Here is a 22,593-nt window from a genome sequence, read left to right as displayed (position 1 = left end):
TCAGGCGGTTACCTCGGCCTGCTGCCAGGCCCGCGCGGCGACGAGTTCGGGGATCAGCGTCTCGGTGAGCAGCCGGACATCGTCGTACTCGTCACCGGGATAGCGCAGGGTCGCGGCGGCACAGGGCACCGCGCCGCCCACCCCGACGATTTTGGTGTTGCGCGGGCCGGCCCACTCCGCCATCTGGTCCTCCCATGGCGATCCCGCGAAGACCAACAATCGCAAATCGGTGTTCTTGGTGCGGTAGACGTCGACATGGCTCCACTCACCGGTCTCGCTGCCGGTGGCCGCCCGCCGTGGTCCCTCCCGGAACATCAGCGCGCCCTGCTGCGCCGACGAAAGCCGGTGCGCGGGGGCGCACAGATGGGTTTCGTCGGGCCCGAGCAACAGGGCCGAGACCTCGGGACGCCAATCGTCCTCCGTCGACAACAGCCAGTCGCTCGCGTCGGCCGCTGCCCGGACGGTATCCACCACAGTGGCCGTCGGCATGCCCGTCAGGTGGCACTCCAGCGCCAGGAACACGGCCAGCGTGTGCTGGAAACTGCGGCAGGCCACCCCACCGGTCTCCGGTTCGGCCAGCAGGTCGACGCTGTGGCCGCAGAGATCGGTGATCGGCGAACCGGGGGTATTGGTCACCGCAACCAGCGTTGCGTCCGGATCGATGCGGCCAAGCGCGTCAAGGGTTTCCACCGACCCGCCGGAGGCAGACGTCGCCACCACGACGGTTCCCGGACCCCACGCCGGCAACAGTCCGGTCGTGGCCAGGTCGGACACCGCGCACACCCCGCGGGCACGCAGCCGGGCGGCGGCGATACCGGCGGCGTAGGCCGAGGAACCCATCCCGAGAAACACCACCCGGTCGGCAGTGCGCGGAAGGACCTCGGCCCATGGATTGGCGATGCTCAGCGCGTCCGCCAGACCGGCGAGGACGTCCGGTTTGCGGGCCAGATCGCGGGCGAACTCCAGGGGTTTCACGGTTTCACACCTTCCAGCAGGGCGGGCAGCGCGGCGTCGGGGACGTACATCCACCGCGGTAGATGCCTTCCGGCATAGATGATTTCGCGCAGCACCTGTTGCAGGCGGAAAGCGGGCACCGCGTCGGCCGTGAACAGCTGGGCCTGACCGGTTGCGGCGAGTGCGCTGGTGTACGCGTCGAGGAATGCCGCCTGCGCCGCCGCGTCGACGTGGCGTAGGGCGTCGGGGTCGACGTCGTGGTGGCGGGCCACGACGATCGCGACGTGGGACAGGGATTGCAGCATGCCCGCCGCGTCGAGGGCCGCCGGCACCGGCAGCACCCGCTGCCATGGCGGCAGCACCGGGTTGCCGTCGAAATCGGTGATCACGAACCGGTCCGCGCTGCGCAGCACCTGCCCGACATGCAGATCGCCGTGCGCGTCGAGGACGGGTACCCCCTCCAGCTCGCCGAGCGTATCGAGCAGCCGGATCACGTCGCTGTCGCGGTCGGCCAACAGCTGTGCTGTGCCGTTGCCTGCCAATGTTTTTGCCGCCCTGAGGGTGTCCATGGCGCTATCGCGCCAGCGTCGGGCATCCGGTGCGGTGGCGGTGGTCACGGTGACGGCCTGCGCGGCGTGCAGTTCGGCAACGGCCGTTCCCACCGCGGCGCACGCCGTGACGACAGCCGACGGATCACCGGCACGGGTGGCATCGGCGAACAGGTCGACCGCCCAGGTCCAGCCGTCGACCGCGCCCGGCAGGAACCCGGTGACGGTGGCCACCAACGTCTCGGCGCCGCCGTCAGGTTGCCAGGTGACCAAACCCCACGGCGTCGGCATCGCGGCGAAGCCGGCCGCGGTCAGGCTGGACAGCCGCCGCGGGGCCGGATGCGGGCCCGGCTCCAGATGAGTGGCCCATTTGACGACGGCCACCTCACCCACGATCACCGATTCGTTGGTCTGGTCGACGGTGATCGCGCGTTCGCCCGACGCCCCGCGCCGGCCTGCCCAGGAGGTCACGCGGAAGCGGCCGTGCTCGGTCCGCCCGGGGGCGGACGTGAGCAGCCGGATGAGGGACTCGGCGACCCCGTCACCGGCGATGGCGCGCCGCCAGCTGCCGTTGTCCGCCAGCACGGGCACCGCCGACGCGCCGGCGTCGTGGATGACCACGGCCAGCGCGTGCCCGTCCCCGAGGTCGAGCAGATCGGTGGGGGTGAGGTGGGTGCTCACCGGGCGGGCGGCAGCGCGCTCGGTGGTGTGACGCACTGATCGGTGTGGCCGTGGTCGGACGCGGGCCAGGACATGACCGTCAACGGGGCCAATTTGTCGGTCCTTTCGCCGAAGCGCGGTGCGGCGAGCGCACGGCCGCCTCCCGGGTGTTGACGTCCACTCTGGCAGAGACCGCGAGGCTTCGCTTCCTTTTCCTGAATGTTAAATCAGTTTTACAGCAATCGGCCGCTATGAAGTGCACTTATTGACTATTGATAAACCTGAATATCGATGCAACTATCTCTTCCTGTCGCCGTACGACCCGCGCGGTGACCGAGATCTTCGATGCGGAAGTCCACGATGAATACCCCGACCATCACCCGATCCGCCGCCCTACCGGGCAAGGCCGCCACGGCGAGCGGGGCACCTGCATGAAGCCGGAACTGGCCGATGCAGAGCCGCGGCCGGTGTGGTGGGACACCCTGCCAACAGGTCCCCGGTCGGACGCGCTGATCGGTGCCGTCGGTGCCGACCTGGTGATCGTCGGCGCCGGCTATACCGGCCTGTGGGCGGCGATCGAGGCGCTCACTGCCGATCCGGCGCTGGATGTCGTGGTGCTCGAGCAGCAGTGGGTCGGATCCGGTGCATCGGGTCGCAATGGGGGATTCGTCTCGGAGTCACTTACCCATGGCATCGCTCACGGCACGGCCCTCTGGCCGGATGAAATGGGCGAGCTGCAACGGCTGGGGCGCCAGAATGTCTCGCAGATCGCCGATTTCGTCGCTGCGCATGGGATCGATGCCGATCTGCGCATGGTGGGCAAGACCACGCTGGCGCGCACCGAGCACCAGGTGGCCGCGCTGCGAGAGGCGGCCGACGCGCACGCCCGCCGTGGCGAGAAGGTCGAGTTCTTGGACCGCGACGAGGTGCGCGCCGACATCGCATCCCCGGTCTTCCTCGCCGGATTGCGTTCCCACTCTGGTGGTCTCGTCGATCCGATGGCGCTCGTGCAGGGACTTCGCCGGGCGGCCGAGACACTCGGCGCCCGGATCTTCGAACAGACTGCGGCCACCGGCATCAGCCGCCGCGGTGCCAAGCTGGTGGTGCAGACCGAGCGCGGCGAGGTCCGCACCGAAGGACATGTCCTGCTTGCCTCGAACGCCTACCCGCCATTGCTGCGGCGGTTGCGGGCCTGGGTGCTTCCGGTATACGACTATGTACTCGCGACGGAGCCGCTGACCACCGACCAACTCGCCTCGCTCGGGTGGGAGCAGAACCAGGGGCTCACCGACGCCGGCAACCAGTTCCACTACTTCCGGCGCACCCGGGACGACCGGATCCTCTGGGGCGGCTATGACGCCGTGTATCACTTCGGCAACCGGGTGGCGCCGGAGCTGGAACAACGTGATGCGTCACATCGCTTGCTGGCGCGCCATTTCCGGGAGACCTTCCCGCAGCTGGCCGATGTGCGTTTCACGCACCGCTGGGGCGGCGTCATCGACACCACCACTCGCTTCACCCCGATCTTCGGAACGGGGTACGGCGGCCGGGTCGCGTATGCGGTCGGCTTCACCGGTCTCGGTGTGGCCTCCACCCGGTTCGGGGCACGGGTGGCGCTCGACCTGCTTGCCAAGCGCGACACCGAACGCACGCGGCTCAAGGCGATCACCGGGACGGCTGTGCCGTTCCCGCCCGAACCGCTGCGCTGGCCGGCCGTCGGGATCACTCGCGCGGCTCTGGCCCGGGAAGATGAAACAGGCCGTAGGGGACCGCTTCTGCGCGTGCTCGACCGTTTCGGTGTCGGCTTCAACAGTTAGAGGAGTGCGCATGAGCGCAGGACGATTCCACCGAGGACGGCGCGTCGAGGGGCGCGGGGGAGACCGAACATTGGTCGACCCCGCCACGGGTCGGCCGTCCGGCACCATCTCCGAGGCATCTGTCGAGGACGCGACGGACGCCATCTCGGCGGCGGCCGAGGCGTTCGGTGAATGGTCGCGGCGCACCGCGGGAGACCGGGCCCGGCTGATCCTGCGCTGGGCGGATCTGATCGATGCGCACGCCGACCAGTTGACCGCGCTGGAGGTTGCCGAGTCGGGCAAGCCCGACGCGGTGTTCCGGGCTGGCGAACTGCCGTTCGGGACCGACAACCTGCGCTTCTTTGCCGGTGCTGCAAGGTCTTTGGAGGGCAGCGGCGCCGGCGTGTTGAGCGAGGGTTACACCTCGATGATCGTGCGCAGGCCCGTCGGCCCGGTGGTGGGTATCGCGCCGTGGAACTTCCCGATGATCATGGCGTTGTGGAAGATCGGTCCGGCCATCGCCGCAGGCAACACCATCGTCGTCAAGCCGGCACCGGCAACCCCCGGCAGCACCCTGCTCATCGCCGAACTCGCGGTGCAGGCCGGTATTCCGGCCGGCGTGCTGGAGGTGGTCACCGGTGATGGTGAGGTGGGCGAGGCGCTGGTCGCCGACCAACGGATCCAACTGGTCTCCATCACCGGGTCGACCCGCGCGGGCCGGCACGTGATGGCGACAGCCGCCGCGCGCGGTGCCCGGGTGCATCTGGAACTCGGTGGCAAGGCGCCGTGCCTGGTCTTCGACGACGCCGACCTGGACGGCACCGCCGCCGGGATCGCCATGGGCGCGACGTACAACTCGGGGCAGGACTGTACGGCGGCCACCCGGGTGTATGCCCAGGAAGCCGTCTTCGATGCACTGGTAGATCGAATAGCGCAGCGGTTCAACGATATTCGGGTGGGTGATCCACACGACCCGCAGACCGATATCGGCCCGCTGATCAGCGTGGAGCACCGCGCACGCGTGCACGGTTTCGTCGAACGGGCGGTGGCCGGAGGAGCGACGGTACGTGCCGGTGGTGCCCTGCCCAACGGGCCGGGGGCCTACTACCCGCCGACGTTGATCACCGGTGCCCCGCAGACCGCCGAGGTCGTGCAGGAAGAGGTATTCGGGCCCGTGCTGGTGGCCCTGCCGTTCCGGGACGAGCAGCACGCGATCGCGTTGGCCAACGATTCCCGGTACGGACTGGCGTCGTCGGTGTGGACCACCGACGGGGCTCGCGGGCTGCGTGTCGCGCACGCGATGGACGCCGGCGTCACCTGGATCAACGATCATCTGCCGATCGCCTCCGAGGCTCCGCACGGGGGAGTCAAGGCGAGTGGTTTCGGGAAGGATATGAGCCACGCGGCGGTGGCCGAATACACCGTGGCGCGGCATGTCATGGTCAAACACGCACCACGTTCGGCGCACGACTCCTTCAGGCCGGCATGATCCGATCCCGCTGACAGGCAACATCTCTGGCGCGCCGCCCTACTGGACGGGCGTGACGTCGGCATGCCCGGACTTCGTGCCGGTAGTCCTCACCTATGCGAAACCTTGTGAAACGCTGGATATTTCGCGATAGTGACGGTACCGTCCGTAGTCTGCGTCACCGCCGCGGCGACTGCCTATGTACGCCGGGGTTCTGCTCGCAACCCGTCGCTCTCGCCGTCGCGCCGCCGGGGTACACCCCCCGACCGTCATCGCTCGTCCAGCACTGGAGGTCTGATTCCGTGACCACAAAAGACAATTCGCTCGCCGAACCGTTGTCGGGGGAGGCAAAGCTACCGCGCAAGATGCGTTGGTTCGACGGGTTCGCCATGGCGATGACGATGCCCGCCGCGCTGGTGGCGACCCTTGGTGCATCGATCGCGGGCCTCGGGGGTTGGGGCGCTGCCGTCTTGTGGGCCATCTCGATGATCATCGCGCTCGGGGTGAACTGGATCTACATCGAGTTGGCGGCCATGTTCCCCGAGGCGTCCGGTGGGATCGCCGGCTACGCCGCCGAAGCGTGGAAGAACCGGGTGCCCTGGCTGGCGCCGCTGGCCGGCGTCGGCTACTGGCTGCCCTGGGGATCCAACCTGGCCACCTACGGTGCGTTCACCGGTCTGCTCGTGCAGTCACAGTGGTTTCCCGACCAACAGTGGTCCTTCGACGCCGGTCCGCTGCACCTGAACTTCCCGATCCTGGTGGGGCTCGCGGTCATCTTCATCCTGTACGGCATCAACATCATCGGGGTCCGCGTCACCATGGCGTTCGTGTACGTGACGGCGGCCATCCTGATGATCCCGCTCGCCGTCTTCATCCTCTTCCCGCTGTTCAACGCCGATTGGGCGCCCATGGACCTGACCTGGAAGTTGCACGGTCTGGCGGGGCTGCACACCGCGATCGTCTGGCTGTACGTGATGGCGTGGACGACCTTGGGCGTCGAGGTGTGCGCCACCTTCGCCTCTGAATATCGCGACCCGGTCAAGGACACGTCGCGGGCGATCCGCGCCTCCGCATTGTTCTGCCTTGGGGTGTTCTTCCTCGTGCCGCTCACGCTCGGCGGATTCGCCGGCGAGTCCGCGATCGAGGCCGACCCGGCCACCTTCTTCGTCGCCAGCTTCTCGGAACTGACCGGCGCCGGTGCCGGTGTGATGGTGCTGTGTCTCATCGCCTCCCTGGTACTGGTCATGCTTACCTCGGTCGCCGATGCGTCGCGGGTGCTGTTCAACATGGGCAAGGAAGGTGTCACCGTTCGCGCGGTGGGCACGCTGAACCGCCGTGGTGTTCCGGTGCGCGCCCTCAACGTCATGCTGGTGCTCAACGTCGTCCTACTCGTGGTGCTGCAGCAGCCGTTGGCGATCATCGTCACCGGCAATCTGGGCTACATCCTGGCCCACGTGCTGGCGGTCGCCGGGTTCGCGGTGCTGCGCAAGGACCGCCCGGACGCGGTCCGGCCCATCCGCTTGCCGGGAGTCTTCGTGCCACTGTCGATCGGGCTGGCGGTGCTCCTGGCCGTGATGTTGGTGGTCGGCGCCACCGGGTTCTCGATCACCGGCTACGGCGGCATGCTCGAACTGGGCATTGCAGTCTCCATCCTGGCCGGCGGTGTACTGCTGTGGTGGTTCGTCCAGCGTCGTGATCGGGCCGCGAAACCGTGATCAGCCAAGGTCTTTCACGGTGAGTTCTGCGATGGCCGCGCCGACGCGGCGCCCGCTGACCAGGGCACCCTGGATCGATGCGGTATCACGATGATCTCCGCACACCCATAGACCCTCCGCCGTGCGGATCGGCTGGCGTACGCGCAGCGGCGCGGGCTGCGCAGGCAGGGCGTCGGCGACGACATGCCGGGCCACCGGTTGCCAACGCGACACCGAGGCCGCCGCCAGGATGTCCCCGGCGTGGGCCCGCATCGTCGCTTCGGCCGGCGGTTCGCCGGCAGCCGACAGCAACGCCGACGCCGCGATCAGATGGTGCCCCGTGGGTGCGTAACTGGGTGCGGCGGAGGAGATGACAGCGCAATTGAGGACGGGCCCAGGTGGGGTGGCGCGGCCGTCGACCCAGAGCATGGCCGGGCCCGGCGGCGGATCGTCGGTCGCCCACCAGTCGGTGACCACACCGCGCATCGTCGGGGCGGGTAGGCCGGTCAACGCCGCGGCCGACATGGGGTCGGTGGCCACCACGACGTGCCGGGCGCACACGCGGTGTCCGTCGCTGCTGACAACCCAACCAGAACCTCGCCGGGTGATCTGAGTTACTCTGCGCTGCAGGATGATACGATCTTTCAGCGCTGCGGCGAGGAGATTGGGAAGGGCCTGCATCCCGCCCTCGGGCAGACCCGGTGTGCCGAGCGCGAACATCCGGGCCAGCAGCAGGACGAAGGCGTTGGATGTGCTTCCCTCCTCTTCGAGGACGACGCCGGCCAGGAATCGTTGTACGACGCGGCGCGGCAGACCGTCGACACCGGCGCGTTCCAGCGCATCGACGAGAGCGATGTCGCCCCGACCGGCGGTCAGTGCCCTCGGTCGGATAGCCGGTGCAGCCCACCGCGCCAACGCGATCACCTCGCGGGTCGACAGTCCGCCGTGGCGCAGCATCTCGGGGATGCGGGTCGGAGCACGCAACGGATGGGCCCACCGAATCGCGGCGGTGTCACGCCGTATCGCGATCCCGGGTTCGAATGCCTGCAGCCCCAGCGCCGTGAGATCGACGGCCTTCCGCAATTCCGGGTAGGCCGGGTTGAGTACCTGGAATCCGCGGTCGCAGCGATAGCCGTCGATGAGGTCGGTGCGGACTCGACCACCGACGCGTTCGCCGGCCTCCCACACCTCAACGCTGCGACCGTGGGCGGCGAGCACCGCGGCACACCGCAGACCGGCGAGGCCGGCACCCACCACCAGCACGTCGCATTCTGGTTCCGGCGCTGCGCTCATGCGCCAAAGCTACGCCAGGCGGCGGCGACGGAGTCCATTTCGCATCCCACCGAAAGTTGGCACAGCATCAAGGTATCCGGGCCATCCGGTCCGAGGCCGGCTCCGAATGACTGCTGTCGGTGTTGATGTGACGGCGTGGCCGCCGTCGTATTGAAGGAGGACGCAAAGGTATGAACATGCTGGCGCGGGCGGCGGCGAGCGCCGCCGTCGTTGTGGCGATATCGGGTGCGACCGCGGGTGTCGCGGCCGCCCAGCCCGTCATGAGCCCGGTCGGACCCGGATGCGCGGACTACGCCAAACAGGTTCCTACCGGCCCGGGTTCGGTGGCGGGCATGGCAACCGAACCGGTCACCGTGGCCGCCTCGAACAATCCGCTGCTGACCACGCTGACGGCCGCGGTGTCCGGCAAGCTGAACCCGGACGTCAATCTCGTGGACACCCTCGACGGCGGACAGTTCACGGTGTTCGCGCCGGTCGACGCGGCCTTCGCCAAGGTGGACCCGGGAACCATCGACAAGCTCAAGGTCGACGCCCCGCTCCTGAGCAGCGTCTTGACCTACCACGTGGTGCCAGGCCAGGTCGGCCCGCATGACATCGTCGGTACCCACACCACGGTGCAGGGCGCCCCGCTGACTGTCACCGGATCTCCGAACGACCTCAAGGTCGACGGCGCCTCGGTTGTCTGTGGCGGCGTGCACACCGCCAACGCCACGGTGTATCTGATCGATAGCGTGCTCATGCCGCCGGCCTGATCGTCCTACGCGGAAAAGGCTGCCGCGGTGGCGTTTTGGGCACGGGACCAGACGCCACCGCGGCCACCCGCGCTGCTCGCCGCGTAGAAGGGAACAACATGGATCCGCTCCGTACGACCGTGCGGGTCATCACCCGCACACTCCTGGTCGCCACCGCTGTCGGCAAGCGGTTGCTCGCGGTGGATCTGCGCCGCCCCGCCGAGCGGGCAGAACCCGAACGGCGATGAGTTCTGCGTCACAGTGCCGGTTTTCGCGTTTGGTTGTCGGTCACACTGGGTAGACCTCGGCAATATGCCTGCGCGCGGCAAGCGTGTCGGTGCGCGAAGAGGAGATCACATATGCGTGGGTCCGTTCTGCCGGAAACCCCGGCGCCGGACGGCGCCGTCGAGCCGATCGGCAGCGACCGGCTGCTGCGCCCTGGCGAAACGTGCTGGCAAGTGGCGCAAGCCAAACGGTACGCACCGATCATCGACGGGGCCGACTACCTCCGGCATGTGAAATCTGCGATGTTGCGCGCGCGACACCGCATCATCGTCGTCGGCTGGGATCTCGATTCCCGAATGCCTTTCGAGGCAAACGATCCCGTTTTGCCGGGGCCCAATCACCTGATGACGTTCCTGCACGCCCTGTTGTGGCACCGGCCGGACCTGCAGGTGTATCTGCTCAAATCGAATCTGCGTCTGCTACGCACCTTCGACCCGTACTGGATCGGGCCCATCCCCACCTCGTGGCTCAATCGCCTGACATCTTCGCGGCTGCATTTCGCCGTCGACGGTGCCCATCCGCTCGGGGCGGTGCACCACCAGAAGGTCGTCGTCGTCGACGACGTGGTGGCGTTCTGCGGCGGAATCGACCTGACCCTGGGGCGGTGGGACACCCGCAGTCACGAACCCGACGCCCCCGGCCGCTGCGCGGCAGGCCAACCGTACGGACCCCGTCACGAGGTGGCGACGGTGGTCGACGGACCGGCCGCACGGGTTCTTGCCGAGCTGGCCCGCGACCGCTGGCAGACGGCCACCGGCCAGGCGCTGCCGGCCCTGGCCGCCCGCACCTCGGCGTGGCCGCGCCGGTGCCGTCCCGCGTTGCGCGACGTGGAGGTGGGCGTGGCACGGACCTCGCCGACGCTGCCGGGGCGGGACGAGGTCCGGGAGATCGAGGCGCTGAACCTGGCCGCCATCGCGTCGGCCCGCCGCGTCATCTACTTGGAGAACCAGTACCTGGCCGCCCGCGGCTTGGCGGAAGCGCTGGCGGCCCGGTTGCGCGAACCGGATGGCCCCGAGGTCATCATCGTGCTGCCCCGCAGTTCGGAGAGCCGACTGGAGCAGGAGTCGATGGACAGTGCGCGCGAGCGCCTGGTGCGGCTGCTGTGGACGGCCGACGAACACGGCCGACTCGGGATCTACTGGCCGGTGGTGCGGGGCGCGGTGCCGGTGTACGTGCACTCCAAGGTGATGATCGTCGACGATCATTTTCTGCGCATCGGCTCGTCCAACCTCAACAACCGGTCCATGGGGTTCGACAGCGAATGTGATCTCGGCCTGGAGGCTGCCGGTGCCGAGCAGGACGACATCCGCAGGCACATCGAGCACATGCGTGATGATCTGCTGGCCGAACATCTCGGTGTCACCGTGGCCGCGCTGCGTGCCGAGGCCCAGGCCCGGCAGTCGGTGGTGGCCGCGGTCGATGCGCTGCGCGGCACCGGCCGCTCGCTGCGCAGGTTCACCGACTCCATGGTGTCGGCCGAAGCCGGGCCGTTCGCCGAGAGCGACCTGATGGATCCGGCGCATGTGCCGGTGTCGCTGGCGGCCACGGTGTGCACGACGACCCTGGCCGCGGCGACCTGGCCGCTGACTCGTGCCGCTCCGCAACTGTGGTCGACGCTGCGCGCGGTCACCGAACAGGTTCGCGCCGTCGTCGGTGATCTGGCCGGGATGGGGTCCAGCAACCTGGACTGAGGGTCAGGTCTGCGGAACGGCGCCTTCGTCCATGTCGAAGACGCGGGCATGCAGCACCGTGCGATTGCGCAGAGCCGCCCGCACCGCGCGGTGCAGACCGTCTTCCAGGTAGATCACGCCCTGCCAGCGCACGGCGTGCGGGAACAGGTCGCCATAGAACGTCGAGTCCTCCGACAGCAGCCGGTCCAGGGCGAGCACCGTGGTGGTGGTGACCAGTTCGTCCAACCGGATCTGCCGGGGCGGGATCTGGGACCACTGCCGATACGACAGGCCGTGTTCGGGATATGGTTTGCCGTCGCGGACTCCTTTGAAGATCACCGGCGGGCTCCCATGCGACGAGGTTAATCCCACGAGGCGCGCGGTGTCCTTGCCAACGTGAATACCTGCTGCTGGTGCCCGTAAAATGGGCTGACGACCGCAAGGGTGAAGGCAGGTGAAGAGTGGGTAGTGCCGACGACCGTCGCTTCGAGGTGCTGCGTGCCATCGTCGCCGATTTCGTGACCACCAAGGAACCCATCGGGTCCAAGGCACTCGTCGAACGTCACAACCTCGGGGTGTCCAGCGCGACCGTTCGCAACGACATGGCGGTGCTGGAGGCCGAGGGGTACATCGCCCAGCCGCACACCAGTTCCGGCCGGGTCCCCACCGAGAAGGGCTACCGCGAGTTCGTCGATCGCCTCGACGATGTCAAACCGCTGTCGGGCAGCGAGCGGCGCGCCATCCTGCAATTCCTGGAATCGGGCGTGGACCTCGACGATGTGCTGCGGCGCGCGGTGAAGCTGCTGGCGCAGCTCACCCGGCAGGTCGCCATCGTCCAGTACCCGATGCTGTCCACCTCGACGGTGCGCCATCTGGAGGTGGTGGCGCTCACCCCGGCCAAGCTGCTGTTGGTGGTCATCACCGACACCGGGCGGGTGGATCAGCGCGTGGTCGAACTGGGCGACGCCATCTCCGACCATGAGCTGTCCCAGCTGCGTGAGCGGCTCGGCGCCGCACTCGACGGCAAGCCGCTGGCCACCGCGTCGGTCGCGGTGGCCGACCTGGCCAGCGCCTTCGACGGTCACGGCGGTCTCGGTGACGCCATCGGCCGGGCGGCCACCGTGCTGGTCGAGACGCTGGTCGAGCACACCGAAGAGCGGCTTTTGCTCGGCGGCACGGCCAACCTGACCCGTAACACCGCTGATTTCGGCGGGTCGCTGCGATCGGTGCTCGAGGCGCTGGAGGAGCAGGTGGTGGTGCTGCGGCTGCTGGCCGCCCAGCAGGAGGCCGGTAAGGTCACCGTGCGTATCGGGCACGAGACCGAGGCCGAGCAGATGGCGGGGACGTCGGTGGTGAGCACCGCGTACGGCAGCTCGGGCAAGGTGTACGGCGGCATGGGTGTGGTCGGTCCCACTCGGATGGACTATCCGGGAACCATTGCCAATGTCGCCGCAGTTGCTCTCTATATTGGCGAGGTTCTGGGCACCCGGTAGGGGACGGCCGCTGCGGGCGGCATGAAAGAGGGTTGTACGTGGCACGCGATTATTACGGTCTGCTCGGCGTGAGCAAGGGCGCCAGCGATTCGGAGCTGAAGCGCGCCTACCGCAGGTTGGCGCGCGAACTGCATCCCGACGTCAATCCCGACGAAGAGGCGCAGGCGCGGTTCAAGGAGATCAGCCTGGCCTACGAGGTGCTCTCCGATCCGGAGAAGCGCCGCATCGTCGACTTGGGCGGCGACCCGATGGAGAACGGTGCCGCCGGTGCTGGCGCCGGCGGGTTCGGTGGTTTCGGCGGTCTCGGTGACGTCTTCGAGGCTTTCTTCGGCGGGGGCGGCGGGTCGCGTGGCCCGATCGGTCGGGTGCGGCCGGGGTCCGATTCGCTGCTGCGGATGCGCCTGGATCTGTCCGAATGCGCCACCGGTGTCACCAAGCAGGTCACCGTCGACACCGCCGTGCTCTGCGATCTGTGCCACGGTAAGGGCACCAACGGCACGTCCAGCCCGGTCACCTGCGACACCTGCCACGGCCACGGAGAGGTTCAGACCGTGCAGCGCTCGCTGCTCGGCCAGGTGATGACCTCGCGGCCGTGCCCGGTGTGCGGTGGCGTCGGTGAGGTCATCCCCGATCCGTGCCACCGCTGCGGTGGCGACGGCCGGGTCCAGGCGCGGCGTGAGGTCAGCGTGAAGATCCCGGCCGGTGTGGGCGACGGCATGCGGGTGCGGCTGGCGGCCCAGGGTGAGGTGGGCCCGGGCGGCGGGCCGGCCGGCGATCTGTACGTCGAGGTGCACGAGCAACCGCACGACATCTTCGTCCGCGACGGTGACGATCTGCATTGCACGGTGTCGGTGCCGATGTTCGACGCGGCGCTGGGCACCTCGGTCACCGTGCAGGACATCCTGGACGGCAGCACCGAGATCACCATCCCGGCGGGCACCCAGCCCGGTTCGGTGACGACGCTGCGCGGGCACGGTATGCCGCACTTGCGATCCGGGGTTCGCGGCAACCTGCACGCCCATATCGAGGTGCTCATCCCGACCCGGCTGGACGCTACCGACACCGATTTGCTGGGCAAACTGAAGGCGCACCGGTCCCGCGACGTGGCCGAGGTCCGGTCCGCACACGGTGCGTCGTCGACCAATGGCGGCCTGTTCAGCCGCCTGCGGGAAACCTTCTCCGGGCGTTAGAGCGAGAAGAGAAGCGGAACATGAGCAGGGCGCTGTTCTACGTCGACGCCCTGCCCGGGCCCGGCGAGCTCGCCGTCGTCGACGGTGAGGAGGGCCACCACGCGGCCACGGTGCGCCGCTTCCGCCCGGGTGAGGAACTCGACCTCGGCGACGGTGCCGGCACGGTCGCACACTGTGTCGTCGAGGAGGCCACCAAGGGCCGACTGGCCGCAAAGGTGCTGTCCGTCGCCACCATGGCGGCGCCGACGCCACCGGTCACCGTCGTGCAGGCGCTGCCGAAAGCCGAGCGCTCCGAGCTGGCGATCGAATTGGCCACCGAGGCGGGCGCGGATGCGTTCGTGGCGTGGCAGGCCCAGCGGTGCGTGGCACGCTGGGAATCCGCGGCCAAGGTGGACAAGGGTTTGCGCCGGTGGGGCGCGGTGGCCCGCTCGGCGGCCCGGCAGTCGCGGCGCGCCTATATCCCGACCGTCGACGGGGTGCGCAGCACGGCCGAACTGGCCGGTCACGTCGACGGGCTGACCGTGGTGTTGCACGAGTCGGCCGCCGTTGCGCTCGCCGACCTCGATGTGGCTCAGGCGGATTCGGTGACGCTGATGGTGGGGCCGGAAGGCGGGATCACCGACGAGGAGATCGCCACCCTGACCGGCGCCGGCGCAGTCGCGGTGCGGCTGGGGCCGACGGTGCTGCGCACGTCCACCGCTGCGGCGGTGGCACTCGGTGCGCTCGGAGTGCTGACCGGGCGCTGGAATTTGTAGGGCATATATTCGAGCCGTTTCGTGTGGGAAACATTCGCTACACAGCGCGGTGACGGGGACTTCATAGCGTCGCGCCATGAGTACCACGATGGAGCCCCCGCACAGCGAGATGGTCCGGCTGGCCAACAAGCCGCCTTGGTATACGTCGCTGTTCGTGCAGTTGGTGGTCGCCATCGTCGCGGGCATCCTGGTCGGCTGGTTGTGGCCGGAGGTGGGTGGCGCCCTCAAACCGCTGGCCGACGGGTTCATCAAGCTCATCAAGATGCTCATCGCGCCCATCATCTTCTGCACGGTGGTTCTCGGTATCGCGCATGTGGGCGACCTGAAATCCGTGGGCCGCATCGGGGTGAAGGCGCTCATCTACTTCGAGGCGGTCACCACCTTCGCGCTGCTCTTCGGACTCGTGGTCGGCAATCTGATGAAACCGGGCGCAGGGTTCTCCATCAATGCGCAGACGTTGGCCACCGGGGCCGAGGCGGTGGCCAAGAAGACCAGTAACGGCGAGCTTCCGCATACCGTCGAGTTCCTGCTCAACATCATCCCGACCTCGGTGGTGTCGGCGTTCGCGGAGAACGCCTTGTTGCAGGTGCTGTTCTTCGCGGTGTTGTTCGGGTTGGCCCTGGCCAAGTTCGGTGAGTCCGGGCCGCCGGTGATCCTGGAGTTCGTCGACCACCTCAGTCACATCTTCTTCACCGTCATCGGCTGGGTGATGCGCCTGGCTCCGTTGGGGGCGTTCGGCGCGATGGCCTACATCATCGGTCAGTACGGCATCGGGTCACTGGCCAGCTACGGCAAGCTGATCGCCGCCTGTTACCTGGCAGCGGTGCTGTTCATCCTCATCCTCGCGGTGATCGCGAAGGTGTTCGCCGGGGTGAACCTGTGGAAGTTCGTGGTGTACATCAAGGACGAACTGTTCCTGGCGCTCGGCACGGCGTCCACCGAGGTGGTGCTGCCGCGCATCATGGCCAAACTCGCCAACGCCGGATGCTCCCGCACCACCACGGGTCTGGTGGTGCCCACCGGCTACTCGTTCAACCTCGACGGCGCCACCCTGTACCTGTCGATCTGCGTGTTGTTCCTGGCCCAGGCACTCGGCGTGGATCTGAGCCTGGGCGAACAGATCACCGCGGTGCTGGTCCTCATGCTCACCTCGAAAGGCATGGCCGGGGTGCCCGGCTCGTCCTTCCTGGCGTTGTCGGCGACGGTGGCGGCCATCGGGCACGGGGCGATCCCGGTGGCCGCGGTCGCGCTGTTGCTGGGTGCCGACCGGATCATGGACTCGATGCGGGTGTCGGTGAACCTGCTCGGCAATTGCGTGGCAACCTTCGTCGTCGCCAACTGGGAGGGTCAGCTGGACAAGGACCGGATGCGCAAGGTGCTTGCCGGCGAGGATGTCGAACCGCTTCCTGACGCGCCCGAGCAGGATGCGGTGACCGTGGGGCCGCGCGACTGAGGCGGCATCGGCCCGCCGGCATATCGGCCGCTGTGAAGCGGCCCTCATCGCGGGGTGCCCGTGAATCACGTCACTCCTGGTCAAATGGGGCATTTAACCGGAATGAAACATCCCATCTTTCCCGTTCTTCATGGCAGACCGGCGCGGGAAACGCCGGTACACGAAGAGGAAAGAAGCGGGAAGCAAGATGAAGAAGTTCGGATTCGTCAGTGTCATCGCGGCCGGCATGGCGGCCGCCGTTCTGGGTCTGGCCGGCCCGGCTCAAGCCGATGTTGCACACAACCAGTGGGTGCACGACAACGGTCAGAGCGTGAGCGTGCCGCAGGTCGACACCTCGGTGCACCAGAGCCACTGACACGCCAGACAACTGTCGTTGAGGGCCACCCCGTAATCGGGGTGGCCCTTAACCGTTGGGTCAGGTCGGTGACCAGCGCTAAACTGGCAACACGTAGTCCAGACCTATTCCAGAGCACAGAAAGCAGGCACGAAACACCACGTGACGCCCCGCGAGACGACCGCTGACTCGCCCTCCCGCCAGGTGCGCAGCAGCATCACAGTTCCGCCCGACGCTGTCGTGGGCCTGCTCGGTTCGGCCGACGAGAACCTGCGCACCCTCGAGACCCTGCTCGCAGCCGATATCCACGTCCGCGGCAATGCCGTCACCCTGTCCGGTGATCCGGCCGAGGTGGCGCTGGCCGAACGTGTCATCGGTGAGCTGGTGGCCGTGCTGGCGGCCGGTCAGCCGCTGAATCCCGACGCCATCCGGCGCAGCGTGTCCATGATGACCGGGGACGCCGATGCGTCCCCCGCCGAGGTGCTCACCTTGGACATCTTGACCAGGCGCGGGAAGACCATCCGGCCCAAGACGGTGAATCAGAAGCGCTATGTCGACGCGATCGACGACCACACCATCGTGTTCGGGATCGGCCCTGCGGGCACCGGCAAGACGTATCTGGCGATGGCCAAGGCTGTCGCGGCCCTGCTGTCCAAGCAGGTCAACCGGATCATCCTGACCCGTCCCGCGGTGGAAGCCGGTGAGCGCCTTGGCTTCCTGCCCGGCACCCTGACCGAGAAGATCGATCCCTACCTGCGGCCGCTGTACGACGCGCTGCACGACATGATCGACCCGGACGTCATCACCAACTTCCTGGCGTCGGGCGTGATCGAGGTCGCGCCGCTGGCATTCATGCGCGGCCGCACCCTCAACGACGCGTTCATCATCCTCGACGAGGCGCAGAACACCACCGCCGAACAGATGAAGATGTTCCTGACCCGACTCGGTTTCAATTCGAAAATCGTTGTCACCGGCGATATCACGCAGGTCGACCTGCCCGGTGGCCAGGCTTCCGGGCTGCGCGCTGCGATGAACGTCCTGGACGGTATCGACGATATCCACTTCGCCGAGCTCACCAGCGCCGACGTGGTGCGGCACCGGTTGGTCTCGGAGATCGTGGATGCCTATGCGCGCCAAGACGATTCGGCCCTGCTGAATCGTGGCCAGCGCCGTTCGTCGAATGGGCGGCCGCGTCGATGAGCAAAGCTTGCGGAGCGAACCAACAGGTGGCATGCGGGACCCGAGCCTGCGAGGGAACCGCATGAGCATCGAGGTCTCCAACGAATCCGGGTACGACGTATCCGAGGAAGAACTCATCAGCGTCGCCAAGTTCGTGATCGGCCAGATGGACGTCAACCCGGCCGCCGAGCTGTCGATGGTGTTGCTGGACACGGCGGCGATGGCCGACCTGCACATGCGCTGGATGGACCTGCCCGGGCCCACCGACGTGATGAGTTTCCCGATGGACGAATTGGAGCCGGGCGGGCGGCCCGATGCCGCCGAACCCGGTCCGTCGATGTTGGGCGATATCGTGTTGTGCCCGGAGTTCGCCGCCAAACAGGCCGAACAAGCCGGGCATTCGCTCGGTCAGGAGCTGGCGTTGCTGACGGTGCACGGAGTGTTGCACCTGCTCGGCTACGACCATGCCGAACCTGACGAAGAGAAAGAGATGTTCGCCCTGCAGCGGCGCCTACTCGAAGAGTGGGTGGCCGATCAGGTGCAGACCTATCGCCAGGATCGGCAGACCGAGAAGGATCGACGGCTGCTCGACAAGTCGCGATACTTCGACGCACCGTGACAGGGGTGGCCGCGCTGCTGGGCGCGATCTTCCTGGTCGGCCTGGGTGGGTTGTTCGCCGCGGTGGATGCCGCCATCGGCACGGCCTCCATCGCCAGGGTCGACGAGATGGTGCGCGAGGAGCGCCCTGGTGCGACCCGGCTGGCTCAGGTCATGGCCGATCGGCCCCGCTACATCAACCTCGTGGTGCTGTTGCGCATCGCCTGCGAGGTGAGCGCGACGGTCCTGCTCGTCTCGTATCTGGACGGCTACCTCGGTGTCGGGTGGGGGCTGGTGGCTGCGGCCGCAATCATGGTGGTGGTCAGCTTCGTGGCCATCGGCGTGGGGCCGCGCACCGTCGGGCGACAGAACGCCTACAGCATCGCGTTGGCCGCTGCCCTTCCGCTGCAGGCCATTTCGGTGCTGCTGACACCGATCAGCCGGCTGCTGGTGCTGATCGGCAACGCGCTCACCCCCGGCCGTGGCTTCCGCAATGGCCCGTTCGCTTCCGAGATCGAGCTGCGTGAGGTCGTCGATCTTGCCCAGCAGCGCGGCGTGGTGGCCGACGACGAGCGCAAGATGATCCAGTCGGTGTTCGAACTCGGTGACACCCCGGCCCGTGAGGTGATGGTGCCCCGCACCGAGATGGTGTGGATCGAAGGCGACAAGACCGCCACCCAGGCCACCTCGCTTGCGGTGCGCAGCGGGCACTCCCGGCTGCCGGTGATCGGCGAGAACGTCGACGACGTGGTGGGCGTGGTCTATCTGAAAGATCTGGTGCAGCACTCGTATTCGTCGGGTGGGCGGTTCGACACCCGAGTGGGTGAGTTGATGCGGCCCGCGGTGTTCGTGCCCGACTCCAAGCCGTTGGACGCCCTGCTGCGTGAGATGCAGCGCGACCGTAACCATATGGCGCTGTTGGTCGACGAGTACGGCGCGATCGCCGGGCTGGTCACCATCGAGGACGTGTTGGAGGAGATCGTCGGCGAGATCAACGACGAATACGACGCCGGTGAGGTGGCGCCCTGGGAAGAAGTGGGCGACGGACAGTTCCGGGTGTCGGCGCGGTTGCCGATCGAAGATCTCGGTGAGCTGTACGAGGAGCTGGAGATCGGCGAGGACCTGGAGGTCGACACCGTCGGTGGGCTGCTCGCCCACGAATTGGGCCGGGTGCCGCTTCCCGGTGCCGAGGTGACCTGGGATGGTTTACGGTTGCGCGCCGAGGGCGGACCGGATCACCGCGGTCGGGTGCGGATCGGCACGGTGCTGATCAGTCCGGACAAGACGGAAGAAGAGGAAGCGCAATGAGTCTGTCCGAGGAGGACGCCAAGCTGGTGGTGCTGGCCCGCGGTGCGATGGGCCGGGCCGAGGCCACCCAAGGTGCCGCGGTGCGCGATCAGGACGGTCGTACCTACGCCGGTGCCCCGGTCGCCCTGTCGGCGCTCACCCTGACCGCGCTGCAGGCCGCCGTGGCCGCGGCGGTGTCGAGCGGGGCCGTCGGACTGGAAGCTGCAGTGCTGCTGGGTGGTTCGGCCGAGGACGCGGGTGTCGCGGCGGTGCGGGAGCTGTCGCCGGCGGCGGCCGTCATCGTCACCGACCGGGCGGGCAATCCCGCATGACAGCCGAATTCCGCTCCGGCTTCGTCTGTTTCGTCGGCCGGCCCAACACCGGTAAGTCGACGTTGACCAACGCGCTGGTGGGGCAGAAGGTTGCCATCACCTCCAACCGGCCGCAGACCACCCGGCACACCATCCGCGGCATCGTGCACCGTGAGAACTTCCAGATCATCCTGGTCGATACGCCGGGTTTGCACCGCCCGCGCACGCTGCTCGGACAGCGGCTCAACGATCTGGTCAAGGACACCTACTCCGAGGTCGACGTCATCGGCCTGTGCATCCCGGCCGACGAGAAGATCGGCCCCGGCGACCGCTGGATCTACCAGCAGATCCGCGCCGTCGCTCCCAAGACGACGCTGATCGCCATCGTCACCAAGATCGACAAGGTCGCCAAGGACCGGGTGGCCGAGCAACTGCTGGCGGTTAGCGAATTGGTCGGGCCCGACGTCGAGATCGTGCCGGTGTCGGCCACCGCCGGTGAGCAGCTCGAAGTGCTCACCGACGTGCTGGTGGCCAACCTGCCGCCCGGCCCGGCGTACTACCCCGACGGTGAACTCACCGACGAACCCGAAGAAGTCCTGATGGCCGAGCTGATCCGGGAGGCGGCGCTGGAAGGGGTGCGCGACGAACTGCCGCACTCGCTGGCCGTGGTGATCGAGGACGTGGAGCAGCGCGAGGACCGCGACGACCTGATCGACGTGCACGCCGTGCTCTACGTCGAACGTGACAGCCAGAAGGGCATCGTGATCGGCAAGGGTGGCGCCCGGCTGCGTGAGGTGGGGACCGCGGCGCGTACCCAGATCGAGAAGCTGCTGGGCACCAAGGTGTACCTGGATCTGCGTGTCAAGATCGCGAAGAACTGGCAGCGGGACCCGAAACAGCTTGGGCGGCTTGGCTTCTAGGGGTAGCGCGGGCTGGCTTCAGCCCGGGATGCCGTAGACCGCGACGACGACGCTGCGGTCCAGGCTGTTGAGCGACCACACGCCCATCTGGGTGTTGGCGCAGTTGCTCATGATCGCCATGTAGTCCGGGCGGTAGTACCACTGGTTCATGATCTCGATACCGTTGATGGCCAGCGCCGGGTTGATCGCGACGGTCTGCGACACCGTGCCCTTGTAACCGGCGGCGTTGGCCCGCGATTGCGGGGTGGAACCGTCCGACCCCAGGTCCCCGTCCAGCGCCCGGTTGTTCAGCACGTCATTGGCGTGCCATTCGGCCGCCAGTTGCAGCTGCGGGTTCTTGGTCACGTCGTTGGTGCAGCCGGCCTGATGCTGGATGGTGTAGACGTTGGCGATCACGCTGTTGTTGAGCCGGATGTTGTCGGCATGGGCGGCCGGCGCCGCGACGACCGCGCCGGCAACGACGGTGAGCACGGGCACGGCACGGCGGATCGCGATCATGGTCTGCAGAGATTACTGCAGCTCGGTCGCCAGCCACCACGGTTCGGGTTGCTTGGTCATCCAGCCGCTGATGGCTTCCAGCGCGGCCGCCAGCGAAATCAACAAGGGCTCACTGCCCTGCGGACCCATGAGCTGCACCCCGATCGGTAAACCGTCGGACGTGAATCCGGCGGGCACGTTGATCGACGGCCAGCCCAGCAGATTCCACGGCCAGGTCAGCGGGCAGGCGCGGATCATGGCCCGGTCGGTGGCCAGGCTGCCTCGGTTGTCGTAGTCGTGCAGGCGTGGCGGCGGCAGCGCGGTGGTGGGGGCCAGCACCACGTCGGCGATGTTGAAGATCCAGCCCACCCGCCGTTGCGCCTCGGCCTCGGCAGCCCTGGCCTTGCGCAGCACGTGTTCGGACAGCAACCGACCCGTGCGCATATTGCTCACCGTGCGCTTATCCCACTGGATTCGGTGCCCCAGCCGGTGCGACCACTCCAGCAGCCCGGACGTCGACCGGGACAGGAAGTTCCACGACATCTTCAGCCCGTAGTCCGGGTCGGCCGCTGTGATGGTGTGCCCGAGCTGTTCCAGGTACCCGGCCGTCTCCTGCAGCGCGGCTTCGATCTCCGGGTGCAGATGAGCCCGGAACACGGTGAACGGGAACTTGGTGGACACCGCGACGCGCAGCGCACCCGGGGCCCGGCCGACCCAGTCCGACGCCCGGATGGGGTCGGGTTTGTGCAGGTCGCCGTCGGCGTTGCCGGAGGCGGCGTCGAGCACGATGGCGGCGTCGGTGACGGTGCGCGCCAGCACCCCGTTGACGGTGATGCCGTTGAACGCCTCGGGCAGCGGCCAGGTGGAGATGCGGCCGCGTTGCGGTTTGATGCCGACCAGGTGCGTCCACGCCGCCGGGATCCGCACGCTGCCCGCGCCGTCGGAGCCGATGGCGGCCGGCACCAGACCGGCGGCGACGGCGGCGGCGCTGCCACCGGAGGAACCGCCCGGGCTGTGCTCGGGGGACCAGGGGTTGCGGGTATGCCCGAAGCCGGGTCCGCTGGTGAACGGCCACTGGCCGAGCTCGCAGGTGTTGGTCTTGCCGACGATCACCGCGCCTGCCGCGCGCAGCCGGCGCACCACCTCGGCGTCGGCGCTGGCGGGGGATACCTCACCGCGGGTGCCGAAGCGGGTCGGGACACCGGCGACGTCGACGTCGTCCTTGACGGCAATGGGTATGCCGAGAAGTGGAAGATGTTGACCCGCAGCACGTTTACGGTCGGCTTCGGCGGCTTCGGCGATCGCGCTGTCGGTCAGGACCACCCGGAACGCGTTCAGCGTGGGCTGGCTGGCCTCGATTGCGTCCAGGGATTGGCGGACCAGCTGTTGCGATGTGGTGGCGCCGCTGGCGAGGCGGTAGAGCTGCTGGCCAACGGTGGGGAGCTTTGGGGTGGGGAAAGAACTGCCGGGAAGTCCAAGAGTGAGAGCCATGCTGAAT

22 protein-coding genes are annotated in these 22,593 nt (G+C 67.9%); 16 read left to right on the top strand and 6 right to left on the bottom strand.

Annotation, left to right across the window (positions count from 1 at the left end; all coding sequences use genetic code 11):
- The gene (locus tag SBI67_RS16505; protein ID WP_318981589.1) at positions 1–975 is read right to left on the bottom strand and encodes an SIS domain-containing protein; all 975 of its coding nucleotides are present in this window, start codon (positions 973–975) and stop codon (positions 1–3) included.
- Positions 972–2,219 (bottom strand): glucosamine kinase, encoded by a 1,248-nt coding sequence (locus SBI67_RS16500; RefSeq protein WP_318981588.1) that lies wholly within the window; start codon positions 2,217–2,219, stop codon positions 972–974. The genes SBI67_RS16505 and SBI67_RS16500 overlap by 4 nt, the downstream gene beginning before the upstream one ends.
- A gap of 272 nt (positions 2,220–2,491) precedes the next feature.
- On the opposite strand from SBI67_RS16500, the gene SBI67_RS16495 reads away from it, so the two are divergent.
- The 3 genes from SBI67_RS16495 to SBI67_RS16485 all read left to right on the top strand — a co-directional run bounded on the left by SBI67_RS16495 (position 2,492) and on the right by SBI67_RS16485 (position 7,141).
- Positions 2,492–3,979, top strand: coding sequence for an NAD(P)/FAD-dependent oxidoreductase (locus SBI67_RS16495; protein WP_318981587.1), 1,488 nt, complete (start codon positions 2,492–2,494; stop codon positions 3,977–3,979).
- Positions 3,980–3,989: 10 nt separating this feature from the next.
- Positions 3,990–5,447 (top strand): aminobutyraldehyde dehydrogenase, encoded by a 1,458-nt coding sequence (locus SBI67_RS16490; protein WP_318981586.1) that lies wholly within the window; start codon positions 3,990–3,992, stop codon positions 5,445–5,447.
- Positions 5,448–5,728: 281 nt separating this feature from the next.
- A complete protein-coding gene (locus SBI67_RS16485) occupies positions 5,729–7,141 on the top strand; it encodes an APC family permease (protein ID WP_318981585.1) in 1,413 nt (470 codons plus the stop codon).
- Here the strand turns inward: SBI67_RS16485 and SBI67_RS16480 are convergent, their stop codons facing one another.
- A complete protein-coding gene (locus SBI67_RS16480; protein WP_318981584.1) occupies positions 7,142–8,413 on the bottom strand; it encodes an FAD-dependent oxidoreductase in 1,272 nt (423 codons plus the stop codon).
- Positions 8,414–8,583: 170 nt separating this feature from the next.
- On the opposite strand from SBI67_RS16480, the gene SBI67_RS16475 reads away from it, so the two are divergent.
- The 3 genes from SBI67_RS16475 to SBI67_RS16465 all read left to right on the top strand — a co-directional run bounded on the left by SBI67_RS16475 (position 8,584) and on the right by SBI67_RS16465 (position 11,120).
- Positions 8,584–9,165, top strand: coding sequence for a fasciclin domain-containing protein (locus SBI67_RS16475; protein ID WP_318981583.1), 582 nt, complete (start codon positions 8,584–8,586; stop codon positions 9,163–9,165).
- A 98-nt stretch (positions 9,166–9,263) separates the two neighbouring features.
- Positions 9,264–9,392, top strand: coding sequence for a hypothetical protein (locus tag SBI67_RS16470; protein WP_318981582.1), 129 nt, complete (start codon positions 9,264–9,266; stop codon positions 9,390–9,392).
- A 111-nt stretch (positions 9,393–9,503) separates the two neighbouring features.
- Positions 9,504–11,120 carry a phospholipase D-like domain-containing protein gene (locus SBI67_RS16465; RefSeq protein ID WP_318981581.1) on the top strand — a complete coding sequence of 539 codons (1,617 nt, stop codon included), beginning with the start codon at positions 9,504–9,506 and terminating at the stop codon, positions 11,118–11,120.
- Positions 11,121–11,123: 3 nt separating this feature from the next.
- Here SBI67_RS16465 and SBI67_RS16460 read toward each other — a convergent pair whose 3' ends face one another.
- Positions 11,124–11,438, bottom strand: a complete 315-nt coding sequence (locus tag SBI67_RS16460) for a type II toxin-antitoxin system VapB family antitoxin (RefSeq protein WP_024453369.1) — start codon at positions 11,436–11,438, stop codon at positions 11,124–11,126.
- A gap of 122 nt (positions 11,439–11,560) precedes the next feature.
- Here SBI67_RS16460 and hrcA point away from each other — a divergent pair, with 122 nt between their 5' ends.
- The 10 genes from hrcA to era all read left to right on the top strand — a co-directional run bounded on the left by hrcA (position 11,561) and on the right by era (position 20,618).
- Positions 11,561–12,592 carry a heat-inducible transcriptional repressor HrcA gene (hrcA, locus tag SBI67_RS16455; protein WP_266046150.1) on the top strand — a complete coding sequence of 344 codons (1,032 nt, stop codon included), beginning with the start codon at positions 11,561–11,563 and terminating at the stop codon, positions 12,590–12,592.
- Between the two features lie 38 nt (positions 12,593–12,630).
- Positions 12,631–13,782, top strand: coding sequence for a molecular chaperone DnaJ (dnaJ, locus tag SBI67_RS16450; RefSeq protein WP_318981580.1), 1,152 nt, complete (start codon positions 12,631–12,633; stop codon positions 13,780–13,782).
- A 20-nt stretch (positions 13,783–13,802) separates the two neighbouring features.
- Positions 13,803–14,537, top strand: coding sequence for a 16S rRNA (uracil(1498)-N(3))-methyltransferase (locus tag SBI67_RS16445; RefSeq protein ID WP_318981579.1), 735 nt, complete (start codon positions 13,803–13,805; stop codon positions 14,535–14,537).
- A 76-nt stretch (positions 14,538–14,613) separates the two neighbouring features.
- The gene (gene dctA / locus SBI67_RS16440) at positions 14,614–15,990 is read left to right on the top strand and encodes a C4-dicarboxylate transporter DctA (protein WP_318981578.1); all 1,377 of its coding nucleotides are present in this window, start codon (positions 14,614–14,616) and stop codon (positions 15,988–15,990) included.
- Positions 15,991–16,177: 187 nt separating this feature from the next.
- Positions 16,178–16,345, top strand: a complete 168-nt coding sequence (locus tag SBI67_RS16435) for a hypothetical protein (protein WP_266046154.1) — start codon at positions 16,178–16,180, stop codon at positions 16,343–16,345.
- Between the two features lie 141 nt (positions 16,346–16,486).
- On the top strand, positions 16,487–17,524 hold the full coding sequence (locus SBI67_RS16430) for a PhoH family protein (RefSeq protein ID WP_318981577.1): 1,038 nt from the start codon (positions 16,487–16,489) through the stop codon (positions 17,522–17,524).
- Positions 17,525–17,585: 61 nt separating this feature from the next.
- Positions 17,586–18,122: an rRNA maturation RNase YbeY gene (ybeY, locus tag SBI67_RS16425; protein ID WP_024453362.1), complete on the top strand. Its 537-nt coding sequence runs from the start codon at positions 17,586–17,588 to the stop codon at positions 18,120–18,122.
- Positions 18,119–19,408 (top strand): hemolysin family protein, encoded by a 1,290-nt coding sequence (locus tag SBI67_RS16420; protein ID WP_266046156.1) that lies wholly within the window; start codon positions 18,119–18,121, stop codon positions 19,406–19,408. Before ybeY ends, SBI67_RS16420 begins: the two co-directional genes overlap by 4 nt.
- Positions 19,405–19,719 (top strand): cytidine deaminase-like protein, encoded by a 315-nt coding sequence (locus tag SBI67_RS16415; RefSeq protein ID WP_266046157.1) that lies wholly within the window; start codon positions 19,405–19,407, stop codon positions 19,717–19,719. The genes SBI67_RS16420 and SBI67_RS16415 overlap by 4 nt, the downstream gene beginning before the upstream one ends.
- Entirely contained in the window at positions 19,716–20,618 is a 903-nt protein-coding gene (era, locus tag SBI67_RS16410; RefSeq protein ID WP_318981576.1) for a GTPase Era, read from the top strand. The genes SBI67_RS16415 and era overlap by 4 nt, the downstream gene beginning before the upstream one ends.
- A gap of 18 nt (positions 20,619–20,636) precedes the next feature.
- Here era and SBI67_RS16405 read toward each other — a convergent pair whose 3' ends face one another.
- Positions 20,637–21,116, bottom strand: a complete 480-nt coding sequence (locus SBI67_RS16405; protein WP_266046159.1) for a CAP domain-containing protein — start codon at positions 21,114–21,116, stop codon at positions 20,637–20,639.
- 12 nt (positions 21,117–21,128) lie between these two features.
- Entirely contained in the window at positions 21,129–22,586 is a 1,458-nt protein-coding gene (locus SBI67_RS16400) for an amidase (protein WP_318981575.1), read from the bottom strand.
- Positions 22,587–22,593: the final 7 nt, after the last annotated feature.

Source organism: Mycolicibacterium chengduense, from assembly GCF_033741155.1.
GTDB lineage: Bacteria > Actinomycetota > Actinomycetes > Mycobacteriales > Mycobacteriaceae > Mycobacterium.
Note: the sequence above shows the minus strand (reverse complement) of the source record. Positions and strands in the feature narration are given on the sequence as shown.

Excerpts from the sequence above, each read along its gene's own strand:
- SBI67_RS16435 (WP_266046154.1), top strand. The coding sequence starts at position 16,178 with ATGAAGAAGTTCGGATTCGTCAGTGTCATCGCGGCCGGCATGGCGGCC.
- SBI67_RS16475 (WP_318981583.1), top strand. The coding sequence starts at position 8,584 with ATGAACATGCTGGCGCGGGCGGCGGCGAGCGCCGCCGTCGTTGTGGCG.
- SBI67_RS16400 (WP_318981575.1), bottom strand. The coding sequence starts at position 22,586 with ATGGCTCTCACTCTTGGACTTCCCGGCAGTTCTTTCCCCACCCCAAAG.
- SBI67_RS16415 (WP_266046157.1), top strand. The coding sequence starts at position 19,405 with ATGAGTCTGTCCGAGGAGGACGCCAAGCTGGTGGTGCTGGCCCGCGGT.
- ybeY (WP_024453362.1), top strand. The coding sequence starts at position 17,586 with ATGAGCATCGAGGTCTCCAACGAATCCGGGTACGACGTATCCGAGGAA.
- SBI67_RS16405 (WP_266046159.1), bottom strand. The coding sequence starts at position 21,116 with ATGATCGCGATCCGCCGTGCCGTGCCCGTGCTCACCGTCGTTGCCGGC.
- dctA (WP_318981578.1), top strand. The coding sequence starts at position 14,614 with ATGAGTACCACGATGGAGCCCCCGCACAGCGAGATGGTCCGGCTGGCC.
- era (WP_318981576.1), top strand. The coding sequence starts at position 19,716 with ATGACAGCCGAATTCCGCTCCGGCTTCGTCTGTTTCGTCGGCCGGCCC.
- SBI67_RS16490 (WP_318981586.1), top strand. The coding sequence starts at position 3,990 with ATGAGCGCAGGACGATTCCACCGAGGACGGCGCGTCGAGGGGCGCGGG.
- SBI67_RS16480 (WP_318981584.1), bottom strand. The coding sequence starts at position 8,413 with ATGAGCGCAGCGCCGGAACCAGAATGCGACGTGCTGGTGGTGGGTGCC.
- SBI67_RS16470 (WP_318981582.1), top strand. The coding sequence starts at position 9,264 with ATGGATCCGCTCCGTACGACCGTGCGGGTCATCACCCGCACACTCCTG.
- SBI67_RS16445 (WP_318981579.1), top strand. The coding sequence starts at position 13,803 with ATGAGCAGGGCGCTGTTCTACGTCGACGCCCTGCCCGGGCCCGGCGAG.
- SBI67_RS16465 (WP_318981581.1), top strand. The coding sequence starts at position 9,504 with ATGCGTGGGTCCGTTCTGCCGGAAACCCCGGCGCCGGACGGCGCCGTC.